This window comes from Methylobacterium mesophilicum SR1.6/6, assembly GCF_000364445.2.
Lineage (GTDB): Bacteria > Pseudomonadota > Alphaproteobacteria > Rhizobiales > Beijerinckiaceae > Methylobacterium > Methylobacterium mesophilicum_A.
This window is the reverse complement of sequence record NZ_CP043538.1, coordinates 1-12,396: the sequence shown is the minus strand read 5'-3', so window position 1 is coordinate 12,396 and position 12,396 is coordinate 1. Positions and strand designations below refer to the sequence as shown.

Genomic DNA, 12,396 nt, shown 5'->3' with positions numbered 1-12,396 from the left:
GCCGCCGACGGTGAATCGCGGACCGGCCCCACCGAAGGTCACGCCATGGCCCACTTCATCGACACCCGTGCCACCCTGGTCAACGACGCCGTCGACGGGCTGGTCGCGGCGAGCGGCGGCCGCCTCGCCCGGCTCGACGGGGACCCCGACATCCGCGTGGTGCTGCGCGCTTCACTCGACACGGGCAAGGTGGCGGTGGTGTCGGGCGGCGGCTCCGGCCATGAGCCGGCGCATGCGGGCTTCGTCGGGCCGGGCCTGCTGAGTGCCGCCGTCTGCGGCGACGTCTTCGCCTCGCCGAGCGTCGATGCGGTCCTCGCCGGCATCCTGGCCGTGACCGGGCCGGCCGGCTGCCTCCTCGTCATCAAGAACTACGCGGGCGATCGGCTGAATTTCGGCCTCGCCGCCGAGCGCGCCCGGGCGCTCGGCCGCCGGATCGAGACCGTCGTCGTCTCCGACGACATCGCCCTGCCGGACGCGAAGCAGCCGCGCGGCGTCGCCGGTACCCTGTTCGTCCACAAGGTCGCTGGCCATGCCGCCGAGATGGGGGCGCCCCTGGAGCGCGTGGCCGCCCTCGCGCGCCGCGCCGCTGGCGCCAAGTCCCTGGGCATCGCGGTCTCGACCTGCACGATCCCAGGCTCGCCGCGCAGCGAGCGCCTCGCCGAGGGGCAAGCCGAGCTCGGCCTCGGTATCCACGGCGAGCCTGGCATCGAGCGAATCGCGCTGCCCCCGGCTGGCGAACTCGCCCGCATGATGGCTGGCCGGCTCTCCGACGCCGTGGCCGCTGCCGGCCGGCTGGCCTTGCTGGTGAATAATCTGGGCGCCGCCTCGGCCCTGGAGATGCAGGTCCTAACGCGGGCTGTGCTTGCCACCGAACTCGGCCGGCGCGTTCGCCTGCTGATCGGCCCCGCTCCGCTGATGACGGCCCTCGACATGCACGGCGCTTCGCTGTCGGTCCTGCCGCTCGACGACGAGCTTGAGGCGGCACTCGCGGAGCCCGTGCCGGTGCCGGCCTGGCCCGGGGCCGTGCGGATCGTGCCGCCGGCGCTGCGCCCGGTGCCCGAGGGCTTGACCGGCGAGGCCTTCACCCCGTCGCACGATGCGGTGGCGGCAGCGCGGATCACCGCCGTCGCGCAGGCGCTCGTCGCAGCCGAGGACACGCTCAATGCCCTCGACGCCAAGGTCGGCGACGGCGATGCCGGCACGACCTTCGCGGGAGCGGCCCGCGCCGTCCTGGCCGGCCTCGACCGGCTGCCGCAGGCCGATCACGCGGCGCTGTGCCGTGCGCTCGCCGAGCGGATCGGCCGGGCCGTGGGCGGCTCCAGCGGCGTGCTCGGCTCGATCTTCTTCGCCGCGGCGGGGTCGTCCTTGATCGGCGGTGCCGGCTGGCCCGAGGCCCTGAGCCAGGGCGTGGCGCGAGTGCAGGATTATGGCGGTGCCCGCCCGGGTGAGCGGACGCTCCTCGACGCCCTGGTCCCGGCCGTGGACGCCCTGAAGGGCGGCGATCTCGCCGGCGCGGCGTCGGCGGCCCGCACGGGCGCCGAGGCCACGGCGGAGATGGAGCGCGCCGGCGCCGGCCGCTCCAGCTATCTGTCCGCCGGCGATCTCACAGGCGTGCAGGATCCGGGCGCCGCCGGGGTCGCCATAGCCTTCGCGGCGCTGGCCGAGGCGTAGGCTGCGTCCGACAGCGCGCATCCGGACGATCAGGACGTCATCCCGGGGCTGCGGAGCGGAGCCTGGGATTCAGAGCCGCCGGCGCGCACAATCCTGGCATCGCTGCGGTTCTGGGTTCCGGGCTCGCCTGCGGCGCCCGGGAACGACGGGACTGTCATGCGCAGCGTCGTGGAAAACGGAATCTTCGGGTCGCTGCATTGACGGTTGCGGCGCGGCAGCAACCCTCGATTGACGCTCCGCGGCGTGAAGCCTACCCCAATCACATGCAGACCTGCCTGATCCTCGACGACTACCAGAATGCGGCCCTCGCGCTCGCCGACTGGACCCGTCTCTCGGATCACGTCGCCGTCGCGGCCATCTCCGAGCACATCGCGGACGGTGAGTCCCTGATCGGCCGGATCGAGCAGGCCGAGATCCTGGTGATCATGCGAGAGCGCACGCCGTTCGCGGCCGCCCTCCTGGAGCGCCTGCCGCGCCTCAAGCTGCTGGTCACCAGCGGCATGCGCAACCTCGCCATCGACGTCGCGGCCGCCCGGGCCCGCGGCGTGACGGTCTGCGGGACCGCCTCGAGCCCGACGCCGCCGACGGAGCTAACCTGGGCGCTGATCCTCGGCCTCGCCCGCCACGTCGTGCCGGAGAACCGGACCCTGCGCGACGGCGGTCCCTGGCAGAGCACGATCGGGACCGATCTGGCCGGCGCCACCCTGGGCATCCTCGGTCTCGGCAAGATCGGCGCCCGGGTCGCCGCGATCGGACGGGCCTTCGGCATGCGGGTCATCGCGTGGAGTCCGAACCTCGATGACGCCCGCGCGGCCGCGGCCGGCGCCGAGCGCGCGGCCTCCAAGGAAGCGCTGCTGGAAGCGAGCGACGTCGTCACGATCCATCTGGTCCTGGGCGACCGGACGCGCGGCCTCCTCGGTGAGGCGGAGCTGCGTCGGATGCGGCGGGAGGCCATCCTGGTGAACACCTCCCGGGCGCCGATCGTCGATCAGGCCGCCCTGGTCCGCGCCCTTGAAGAGAACTGGATCCGCGGCGCCGGCCTCGACGTGTTCGAGACCGAGCCGCTGCCCGCCGACAGCCCGTTCCGCCGCCTGCCGAACGTCCTGGCGCTGCCGCATCTCGGCTACGTCTCGCGCGACAACTACCGGACCTTCTTCACCGAGGCGGTGGAGGACATCGAGGCTTGGCTCGCCGGCGCTCCCATCCGGGAGCTGAGCTGAGATTAGCCGGCGCGTGTGTCCAGGGCGTCAGCGAGGCCGTCGCCCAGCAGGTTGAGCGCCACCAGGGTCGTGATCAGGAAGAGCGCCGGAGCCGCCAACATGTGCGGGGCCGCCTCGATGGCGCGGGAGCCCTCTGCGATGAGGACCCCCCAGCTCGTCTGCGGCTCCTGCACGCCGAGCCCCAGGAACGACAGGAAGCTCTCCAGGAGGATCACCTGCGGGACGAGGAGCGTGGCGGTCACCACCACCGGACCGAGGGTGTTGGGCACGATGTGCCGGAGGATGATCCGCGGCGTGCCGATGCCCAGGGCGCGGGCGGCGCGGACGAAGTCGCGCTCGCGCAGCGACAGGGTCTGCGCCCGCACCACGCGGGCCATGTCGAGCCACTCCACGGCGGCGATCGCCACCAGCATGAGCAGCAGGCTCGGGCGGAAGAACACCAGCAGGAGGATGACGAAGAATACGAAGGGCAGCGCGTACAGCACGTCGACGAAGCGCATCATCACGGCATCGAAGGCCCCGCCCACGAACCCCGCCGTGGCGCCGTAGGCGACGCCGATGAGCAGTGCCACGAGGCTCGCGGCGAGACCGATCGCCAGGGAGATTCGGCCGGCGACCAGGCAGCGGGTGAGCAGATCGCGGCCCTGTACGTCGGTGCCGAGGAGGAAGTGCAGGCGCCGGACCGGAACCGCCACGACGAGGCTCCGGTCTCCGTCCCGCTCCTCGACGACGTCGGGTGTGCCGAACAGCGCCGAGCGGGGCAGGTAGACGAGGCTGCGGCGGTCGACCCCCGTATCGGATCCGAGCGTCAGGTGCAGCGTGTCGCCCTCGCGGGTGACCGCGTCGAGCTTGGCGCGCATCCGGAAGGCGAGCCTCTGCAAGGCCGGCTCGAGATGGGCGGGATCCGGTTGCGCGCCGAAGCCCGCCGGCAGTTGACGGAGATCCGGATAGGCGCGCTCGGGATCGTGGCCGGTCAGCGCCGGTCCGATCAGGCAGGCCAGCGCGATCAGGATCAGCACGGCCAGCGCCGTCAGGGCGCCGCGTTCCCGGGCGAGCCGGCCGAGCGTGCGTCGGGCCGACCGCGTCGCGGCGGAGTCCGCGCTCACGTGGCGACCCGCAGGCGCGGGTCGAGCCACGCGCAGGCGAGGTCGGCCGCGAGGTTGAGGGCGATCACCAGACTGGCGACCAGCAGCACCGTGCCCATCACCAGCGTGTAGTCCCGGTTGAGCGCGCCCTCGACGAAGTAGCGGCCGATGCCCGGCAAACCGAAGATCGTCTCAACCACCACCGATCCCGTGAGCAGCGACGCGGCGAGCGGCCCGAGATAGGCCACTACCGGCAGCAGTGCCCCGCGGAGGGCATGGCGGGTGATGCGGGACGGCGGGAGGCCGAGGCTGCGCATGGTGCGGATCGGCTGCGTGCGCAGGATCTCTCCCAGCGAGGTCCGGGTGAGCCGGGCGAGGGCGCCGACCTGCGGCAGGGCAAGCGTCACCACCGGAAGGACGAGGTGGCTCGGCGCGCCACCCTCCCAGCCGCCCAGCGGCAGCCAGCGCAGCGTCAACCCGAAGGCGATCTGGAGGAGAGGCGCCACGACGAAGCTCGGCAGCGAGAGGGTCAGCGCCGCCCCGACCCCGAGCAACCGGTCGACGGCGCCTCCGCGCCGGAGCGCCGCCGCGCTGCCCAAGCCGACGCCCAATGCCACCGCCAGGGCCAGGGCGAGAATGCCTAGGGTGGCGGAGACCGGAAGGCCCCGGGCTATCAGGTCCAGGACGCTCTGGTCGCGGAACGAGAAGGACGGCCCGAGGTCGCCCCGCATCAGCGCCGCCAGATAGCTCCCGAACTGCGCGATCAGCGGACGGTCGAGGCCGTAGACCCGGCGCAGGTTTTCCATGGCGGCGGGCGTCAGTGGCCGTTCCAAGTCGAAGGGGCCGCCGGGGGCGAGCCGCATCAGAAAGAAGCTGACGGTGACGACGGCGAGCAGCGTGGGGACCGACTGCGCGAAGCGGCGCAGGATGAAGCGGATCACGCGTCCAGCCTCAGAAACCGCGTGGGCGCCGCGTTGCGCAGGTTCGGGTGGTAGCCGTGCAGCCGCGGTGCGATTAGCGCCTTGGAGCGGTAATGCATCAGCGGGATCCAGGGCAGCTCGCGCAGGGCGATGGCCTCGGCGTCGTAGAGGAGGCCGGCGCGGTGGGCGAGGTCGCGCTCGGCGGCGGCCTTCGCCATCAGCGCGTCGTAGGCGGGATCCGACCAGTGGCCGGCATTCATGCCGTCATTGCCGCTCTGCAGCAGAAATAAGAAATTTTGCGGATCGGAATAGTCGGCGATCCAGCTGTAGCGCGCGACGTCGAAGTCGCCGCCGTCGCGCAAATAGGCAAAATGTGTCTTCGCGTCCGTGTAGACGTAGCGGGTTACGATTCCGAGGTCGCGCCACATCTCGCCGATCGCCACCGCGATCGTGCGATTGTTGTCGCTGACGTTGAACCGATACTCCACCGTAAGCGGACGATCCGGCCCGAAACCCGCCTCGGCAAGGAGCCGGCGCGCTTCCGCCTCGTGGTCGATCGGGAGCCCCAGCCGCCCCTCGACCTCGGGCGGCGTGCGGTAGTTGTCGAGGCCGGGCGGGCATAGGGAATAGGCCGGGCTCATGGTGCCACTGTTCAACCCGTCGGCGAGGTACTCCCGGTCGATGACCAGCGACAGCGCCTGCCGCACGCGCCGGTCCGAGAACGGCGCTTTGCGGGTGTTGATCACGAGCGCCGCCAGCCCGAGGGACGGCCCGAGCACCACCTGTTGGCCGAAGCGTTGGCGCAGGTCGGCGATCTGATCGACCGGCAGGTCGGCGAGCGAATCGATCTCTCCGGCCGCGTAGCGGCGCACGGCCGAGGCCATGTCGGGGGTCGGCAGGAAGTCGACCCGCCGGATCGCGAGGCTCGCCGCGTCGGGATGGTGCGGGTTGGGCTCAAGGCTGATCGCGCCCCCGGGACCCGGTCGCGGAGCCGGTAGGCGCCGTTGGTTACATAGTTGCCGGGACGGGTGAAGGCCTCGCCGTGCCGGTCCACCGAGGCTCGGTGGACCGGCAGAGCGGTCTGATGGGTCAGGAGCTCCAGGATGTACGGCGTCGGCTGCTCCAGAGTGATTGCGAGTCGTAGAGGTTCCTCCGCGACGACTCCGAGGGCATGAGTCGGCCTCTCGCCGCGGTTCACCGCGGCGGCATTTTGGATCGGGAACAGCACCTCGGCGTATTTCGCGCCCGTAGCCGGGTCGAGGATGCGGCGGAGCGAGTAGACGAAATCCGCTGCGGTCACCGGTTCGCCGTTCGACCAGCGACCGTCAGGCCGCAGGTCGAAATGCAGGGTCAGGCCGTCCTCTCCGATAGACCATGCCCGGGCGGCGCCCGGAATGATGGCGCCCCGGTTGTCGTAGGTGAGGAGGCCGTCGCCGAGATCGCGCAGGATGTGGGCCTCCGCGACCGTCGACGACCGGTGCGGGTCGAGGGTCTCGGGATCGGCGTCGTTGCCGCGCCGGTACAGCGGCTCGGCCGCGGCGTCCGCTTCGGCCGGCCGCACGGCGGTCAGGGCTGCCGCGCCGGCTAGCCAGTCGCGCCGGCGAAGGCGCATGGTCAGGCGCCGGTCTCCGGCACGAGGCCGGCCGCCTCGATGCCCGCCACCGCACAGATCTCGTCGTTGTCGGAGGTATCTCCGGAAATGCCGATGGCACCGAGCAGCCGGCCCTCGCCGGACCGGATCAGCACGCCGCCCGGCACCGGCACTAGGGCGGCGGGGCCGGCAATGTGGGTCACGGCCGCCACGAAGTAGGGCTGCTGCTCCGCCCGAGCGTGGATCGCCCGGGAGCCGAGGCCCAGCGCCAGCGCGCCGTTGGCCTTCCCGCACGCGATCTCGGCCCGGCGCAGGGACGTGCCATCCTCGACGGAGACGAACTTCAACGCGCCGCGGGCGTCGTAGACCACCACGGCGAGAGGCTTCAGCGCGCGGGTCCGCGCCTCGCGCAGGGCGGTCTCCACGATGATGCGGGCGGTCTCGAGGGTCAGGTCGATCATGGGATTTCAACGCGGCACCGCTCCGGGCGGCCGTCGCGACCTTATGGATCGGGCCGCGACCGGTCCACTGTCGGGGGCGAAGATGCGCCACGGATCGCGTCGGGTGCTGGCGTCAGCGGAATGGCCCAGCCTGTCGCAAGCGGCGACGCAAAGAAGCGCATAGCGCGGCTGCAGAGCAACGCGCCTGTCCAGTCGCAGGCTCGACCTCACCGATTGCGAACCACGACCGAGGGCGTGGTCTGGCGACGCTTCCGGGTCAAACCGGTCGAGCGGCCGGCAGGCGCGTGATGCTCGCCAGGAACGCGTCGTAACCGGCCGTCACCGCCTCGAGTCGCTCGAAATGCGGGAAGGCGCCGGTCTGGAGCGTCTCGACCCGCCAGTTGGGCCGACCGGCCACGCGGGGCACGAGCCGGTAATCGACGAAGTCGCCGCGCACGCCGTGAACCATCCAGACCGGCAGGCGCAGACGTTCGTAGAGGCGTGTCGCATCGGTCGGGCACAGGTGGCCGGCGATGAAGCACCACGGCGCGTGCTCGGCGCCCGGCTGATGCGCCGAGGCGTAGTCGTAGGCGAGCAGACCTTCGTCGATCCGCGAGGAGCCGAAGGTCTTGCGCAGGAAGAAGCGCATGCTCGGCCGCGTCACGAGGGCATCGAAGAGGGGGCGCCCCAGGGGCAGCCGGTCCAGGGCGTCCCGCAGCCAGTCGCGCCCGCGATGCCCGTCCGGCGGCCCTTCGCCGGAGAGCTGCGCGTCGAAGCCCGTCGGGCTGATCAGGGCGAGGCTGCGGTAGGCATCGGACCGCTCGAGACTCGCCCGGGCGAGAAAAGAGGCGGACAGCGACAGCGCCAGGGCGTCGATCGGCAAGCCGTCGTGGCGGGCCCGGATCTCCTCGGTGGCCGCGTGGATCGCCTCCACCATGAGCCGGGGCGTGTAGCGGCGGCGTGTCCGCTCGGAGAAGCCGAAACCGGGCAGGTCGAGGGCGTAGACTGGCCGCTGGCCACGGTAGTGCAGGTAGAGCGGACGGACCTCGTAGGCGTTCGCGGCCGCGTTGATGGAGTGGATCAGCAGCAGCGGAACGCCCGGCACGTCGGCCGTCCCGTACAGTGAGAGCTCTCCGGCGCGCCTCGTACCGAGCCGCTCGTGCCGGCCGGGCAGGGCGGGCGGCAGAGGCATGCGCCGATCTACGGCCAGCCGGCTCCAGCCGACGAGGCCGGCCGCCGTGCCGACGACTGTCAGGGCCGCAGCCACCGCCGGGCTGACGGCCCTGTGCCGGGTAGGGGAAGACATCCGAACACCTCGCGGTCGATCCCGCGGCCGCGGGCGGTGCGCGACAACGCCGGTCGCGGCGGGAAGTGCCCGCGCGATCGGGCCTGAGGTCGGGATTCCTAAGAGGCGTGCCCGGCGAAGCTGCCGGCCTTGAGCGCCGGCACCTGGGCCATCGACCGCAGGGGAGCATCGCTCCGGCCCGCCGCCTCGCGCAGGAAGTCCACCGTCGGCGGATCGTTGCGCCATCCCTGGACGCGCTGGGAGATCAGGAGATTGCGCTCCCGCCGGTCGTAGTTGGCGTAGGAGGCGGCCACGAACTCCGTCCGGCTCATGGTCCGCGCCGGACCCGACCGGCGCGTCTCCGCCTTGAAGAAAAGGGCGCTGCCCGGAATGCCGTAATGCTGGCCGATCTCCGGATAGACGGGCCAGCTGCCCTGACCGCCCAGGTCATCCGGCAGGAACGCGTCGAGATCGCATTCCTCGAACGGCACACCGGCCTTCGTCAGCAGACCCCGCGCGAGGTCGGCCACGACATAGAGCTTCGTGTGGTTGATCGAGTGCATGAAGCAGCCGCGCCGCACCCAGCGCGTCAGATGCGTGTCGAGGTCGTAGCCGGCCTGGACGCCCAATCCGCGCAGGTAGGAGACCGATTCGTCCCAGAGATTGTAGTAGCCGAGGCGCTCGAACACCGGCTCGGCGAACAGCCGCAGGGCCTGCCCCTGCGAGAAGCCCGCGAGATACGCGAAGAGCGTTACAGCGGAATGCGAATGCCCCATCGGCCCCGAGATCAAGCCGTTGAGCGTATTGTGGTCCTGCACGCCGACATGGACGAGGTCGGGATGGTAGGCGCCGAACACGATCGTCGGGATCAGCCGCACCTTGGGATGCGTGCGCAGGGTGTCGATCGTACCGCCGCCCTTGAAGCGCGGTAGGTAGATGCTGGAGAAGACGTGATCGTAGCCGTCCGCATGCGCCATCAGGTCGGCGAGGCGCGGGAAGCGGCGGGCCGCCGTGAAGGCTGAGACGAAATCCACCTGCGCGCCGGGCAGGAGGTACCGCATCGCCTTGGCGATGGATCCGGCTTGGCACACGCCGATCACGAGGATGCGCGGAGACCCGGTCCGCTTCTTCCCGAACTGCGCGAGCCGGTGCCGCGCGCGCCAGAGGCTATCGACGGTCAACATCCGGCTTCAATCGCATGTCCGCGGGCGGCGGGCAAACAGCTCCATGGGTCGCCGGGACACTTGACCGGTAATCGCCCCGTCGCGGCGTTGCGGACCCCGCGTCGTGACAGATGGCCGGGGCTGTCTCCGGCACCGTCTGGCCTGTCCCGCGGGCTTGTTCCATGCCCACGTTCTGCCGAGCCGAATAATCCAGGAGGACAGGCATGGCCCCGACGCAAGCGCCGGACGCGGTTTCGGAGATCGAGCGGGCGACCCTGCGCCGGGTCACCTGGCGAATCCTGCCGTTCCTGATGCTCGCGTATTTCGTGGCCTTCGTCGACCGGGTGAATGCCGGCTTCGCCGCTCTGCAGATGAACCACGACATCGGCCTCTCGGCCGCGCAGTTCGGCCTCGGCGGTGGCCTGTTCTACGTGTCGTACGTGCTGTGCGAGGTGCCCAGCAATCTCGCCATGGAGCGCTTCGGAGCCCGGATCTGGATCGCCCGGATCATGATCACCTGGGGGCTCGTCTCCGCCGCCATGGCCTTCGTCGTCGGGCCCGTATCCTTCTATGCGGTGCGGCTGCTGCTGGGCGCTTCCGAGGCCGGATTCTTCCCAGGCGTTATACTCTATCTGACCTACTGGTTCCCGCGCGCCTATCGCGGCCGGATCGTGGCCGTTTTCATGGTGGCGATCCCGATCTCGAGCTTCCTCGGCTCGCCGATCTCCGCGGCGATCCTCAACACCGACGGCCTGCTTGGCCTGCGCGGCTGGCAATGGTTGTTCATCTTGGAGGCGGCGCCGGCCGTGCTCCTCGGCCTGCTCGCCTTCATGCTCCTGCCGGACGGGCCGGGCGAGGCGCGCTGGCTCACACCCCAGCAGAGCGCGTGGCTCCAGGACCGCCTTGCCGCCGAGCGCGCTTCGGTGGTCGAAGGCGCCGCGGCGCCGGCCCGACACCTCTCCGTCTGGGAAGTCTTGCGCAACCGCTACGTGCTGGCCGCATCGCTGATCTACGCGGGAGCCTCGGGCGCGAGCCAGTGTCTGTCCCTGTGGCAACCGCAGATCATCAAGTCTTTCGGTCTGACCAATCTTGAGACCGGGCTGCTCAACTCGATTCCTTTCGGGGTCGCCTCCGTGCTGATGATCCTTTGGGGCCGGTCATCAGACCGGAAGCGGGAGCGGGTCTGGCACACGGCTTTGCCGCTGGGCCTTCTGGCGGTGAGTCTCGCCGCGTCGATCGCGACGGCGCAACTTCTGCCGACGATCCTGATCCTGTGTCTCGCGGTAACCGCGACCTACATGGTGAAGGGACCGTTCTGGGCGCTCTCCACCGAGTGGTTGTCGGCCGGCGCCGCGGCAGCCGGCATCGCGCAGATCAACGCGATCGGCAACATCGGCGGCTTCGTGGGCACCTACCTGCTGGGCGTGATCAAGGATGCCACGGGCAGCTATCCGCTTGGTCTGCTGCCGCTGGTCATTCTCTCCGGTGCAGGGTGTCTGCTGGTCCTCGGACTCGGGCGCGGTCGCGGCCAGGCGGTGCGCTCAGCGGCGGCCTGACTGCCGGGCTGAAGGCCCGCTTTGCTTGTCACAAAGATCTGGAATGGACTCTTGCTTCAATGATCGAGGATAGAAAAATAATATCGGGCACTTAATTGAGTATCGATGCCGCCAAGATATGATTGGCGATAAGATTGTTGATGCCCGTATTTGCGTCGTTGACAGATCTGCTATTCGGTGGTCATAGTCGACGGCGTAGAGCATGAAGCTCAACGCTGGTGCATCGGCGGGCATGACGACCGTCGGATGGCCGATGTCTGAGGCAGGCGAACGCCTTCCTGACAGCGCTCGGCACGAGGTCACCCCCGGATGGTACCCGCGGCTTTGATGCCGCCACCTTCGAGACCCGTGGCTTCGTGACGAAGGAGTTCGGCGGGTCCGCTACGCAGCGCGGGTGCACGACCCCTTTGTCGAGGAACCGCGTCAGTATCGGAGGCGTGCGACCATCGGATCGCGGCATCGCCCGATCGGCAAGCGCGGGCGGCCGTGCCGTTGGAATGGCCTCGAACCGGAACCGCCATGCCTTCCTCGGAGGGCGACGTTCTGAGCCGGACCGATCCGGCCAGAGATGCATCCGCGGTGAAAGGCAGGTCTGGACCCGGGTCGATCAGAAGCTTGGCTTTGACGGGGGAGAGTGCGGAATGGACTACGTACCATCGATGGCCGCCGTCGCTGCGGCCACACAGAGGGGTCAGACGCCCGAAACCGGTACAATCACCGCGGCGACTACGGTCGCGACCACAGCGACCGCGGCTCTCGACCCGCGCTCGATCTTCGCGCTGTCCCCCGAAGCCGCCGACGTCGTGCTGACGCTGGCTCAGAACCGAATCCAGCCGATCCAAGTTGCGGAGTCCGACAACCTTCCCGGCCATGGCTCCCCGGCCGTCGGCGCCGCGATCGTCACGGCCGTGGCGACAACGTCGGTCGTTATCCCTGAAGCCTCCAAAACGGTGAGTGCCGCCAACCGGACTTGGACCGAGGATGTGCGGCTGGAGGCCATCCCGTCGAGGAAGGTCGGCGCCGACCTCAGCGTCCAGTACGACAACCCGCGCGTCATGGCGGCCTGGAGCGCGGCGTTCCCCGATATCGCAGGCCGCAAGTTCCGCGGTCTCCAGCTGTCGGACACGCACCTCAGATCTTCGCTCGCCAAACTGGCCGCGGAAAACATCGGTTTCAGTGGGCTGGAGAGGGATATCTACCTTCTGTGTAACGACGAGAAGTTCAGAATCTTCAGCGCCGAACATCCGGAAACGAAGGTGAACTGGATCTACGTCGATAACGACGATGTCCTTCTGTTCTGGCCGAAGGAACCGGGCTCGGATACGGACGCCGTGCGCGTCTAAGAGCGCCTAACAGAACCGTTTGATCTGCTTGAGGGTGATGAGGCTCGCGGCCAGGGTTGTGAAGGCCTCGTAGATGTCGCCGCGCCGCTCGTAGCGGATGGGCAGGCGGCGGAAGCGGTTGA

At 69.9% G+C, this 12,396-nt stretch carries 9 protein-coding genes and 2 pseudogenes; 4 read left to right on the top strand and 7 right to left on the bottom strand.

Annotated elements, in window-relative coordinates:
- The first annotated feature begins 45 nt into the window (after positions 1–45).
- Both MMSR116_RS00055 and MMSR116_RS00050 read left to right on the top strand, forming a co-directional pair.
- Positions 46–1,671: a dihydroxyacetone kinase subunit DhaK gene (locus tag MMSR116_RS00055; RefSeq protein WP_158168382.1), complete on the top strand. Its 1,626-nt coding sequence runs from the start codon at positions 46–48 to the stop codon at positions 1,669–1,671.
- 263 nt (positions 1,672–1,934) lie between these two features.
- On the top strand, positions 1,935–2,891 hold the full coding sequence (locus MMSR116_RS00050; protein WP_191991866.1) for a D-2-hydroxyacid dehydrogenase family protein: 957 nt from the start codon (positions 1,935–1,937) through the stop codon (positions 2,889–2,891).
- Between the two features lie 2 nt (positions 2,892–2,893).
- Here the strand turns inward: MMSR116_RS00050 and MMSR116_RS00045 are convergent, their stop codons facing one another.
- The 6 genes and pseudogenes from MMSR116_RS00045 to MMSR116_RS00020 form a co-directional block, all read right to left on the bottom strand.
- A complete protein-coding gene (locus MMSR116_RS00045) occupies positions 2,894–3,997 on the bottom strand; it encodes an ABC transporter permease (RefSeq protein ID WP_158168381.1) in 1,104 nt (367 codons plus the stop codon).
- Entirely contained in the window at positions 3,994–4,917 is a 924-nt protein-coding gene (locus MMSR116_RS00040; RefSeq protein WP_158168379.1) for an ABC transporter permease, read from the bottom strand. The genes MMSR116_RS00045 and MMSR116_RS00040 overlap by 4 nt, the downstream gene beginning before the upstream one ends.
- Positions 4,914–6,508, bottom strand: a pseudogene (locus MMSR116_RS00035) (peptide ABC transporter substrate-binding protein). Before MMSR116_RS00035 ends, MMSR116_RS00040 begins: the two are co-directional and overlap by 4 nt.
- A 2-nt stretch (positions 6,509–6,510) precedes the next feature.
- The gene (locus tag MMSR116_RS00030) at positions 6,511–6,948 is read right to left on the bottom strand and encodes a GlcG/HbpS family heme-binding protein (RefSeq protein ID WP_158168377.1); all 438 of its coding nucleotides are present in this window, start codon (positions 6,946–6,948) and stop codon (positions 6,511–6,513) included.
- Positions 6,949–7,204: 256 nt separating this feature from the next.
- Entirely contained in the window at positions 7,205–8,233 is a 1,029-nt protein-coding gene (locus tag MMSR116_RS00025; protein WP_158168375.1) for an alpha/beta fold hydrolase, read from the bottom strand.
- A 98-nt stretch (positions 8,234–8,331) separates the two neighbouring features.
- Positions 8,332–9,396, bottom strand: coding sequence for a WcbI family polysaccharide biosynthesis putative acetyltransferase (locus tag MMSR116_RS00020; RefSeq protein ID WP_158168372.1), 1,065 nt, complete (start codon positions 9,394–9,396; stop codon positions 8,332–8,334).
- Between the two features lie 203 nt (positions 9,397–9,599).
- Between MMSR116_RS00020 and MMSR116_RS00015 the strand changes: the two genes are divergently transcribed.
- Positions 9,600–10,931 (top strand): MFS transporter, encoded by a 1,332-nt coding sequence (locus tag MMSR116_RS00015; RefSeq protein WP_158168370.1) that lies wholly within the window; start codon positions 9,600–9,602, stop codon positions 10,929–10,931.
- A gap of 641 nt (positions 10,932–11,572) precedes the next feature.
- Positions 11,573–12,274: a hypothetical protein gene (locus MMSR116_RS00010; protein ID WP_244625578.1), complete on the top strand. Its 702-nt coding sequence runs from the start codon at positions 11,573–11,575 to the stop codon at positions 12,272–12,274.
- A 6-nt stretch (positions 12,275–12,280) separates the two neighbouring features.
- On the opposite strand, the pseudogene MMSR116_RS00005 reads toward MMSR116_RS00010, so the two are convergent.
- Positions 12,281–12,394: pseudogene (locus tag MMSR116_RS00005) on the bottom strand (IS5/IS1182 family transposase); the annotation flags it as partial.
- Between the last annotated feature and the right edge of the window lie 2 nt (positions 12,395–12,396).

Bases quoted from the DNA above. Each gene is read 5' to 3' on its own strand.
- MMSR116_RS00015 (WP_158168370.1), top strand. From the start codon at position 9,600: ATGGCCCCGACGCAAGCGCCGGACGCGGTTTCGGAGATCGAGCGGGCG.
- MMSR116_RS00050 (WP_191991866.1), top strand. From the start codon at position 1,935: ATGCAGACCTGCCTGATCCTCGACGACTACCAGAATGCGGCCCTCGCG.
- MMSR116_RS00055 (WP_158168382.1), top strand. From the start codon at position 46: ATGGCCCACTTCATCGACACCCGTGCCACCCTGGTCAACGACGCCGTC.
- MMSR116_RS00020 (WP_158168372.1), bottom strand. From the start codon at position 9,396: ATGTTGACCGTCGATAGCCTCTGGCGCGCGCGGCACCGGCTCGCGCAG.
- MMSR116_RS00025 (WP_158168375.1), bottom strand. From the start codon at position 8,233: ATGTCTTCCCCTACCCGGCACAGGGCCGTCAGCCCGGCGGTGGCTGCG.
- MMSR116_RS00010 (WP_244625578.1), top strand. From the start codon at position 11,573: ATGGACTACGTACCATCGATGGCCGCCGTCGCTGCGGCCACACAGAGG.
- MMSR116_RS00030 (WP_158168377.1), bottom strand. From the start codon at position 6,948: ATGATCGACCTGACCCTCGAGACCGCCCGCATCATCGTGGAGACCGCC.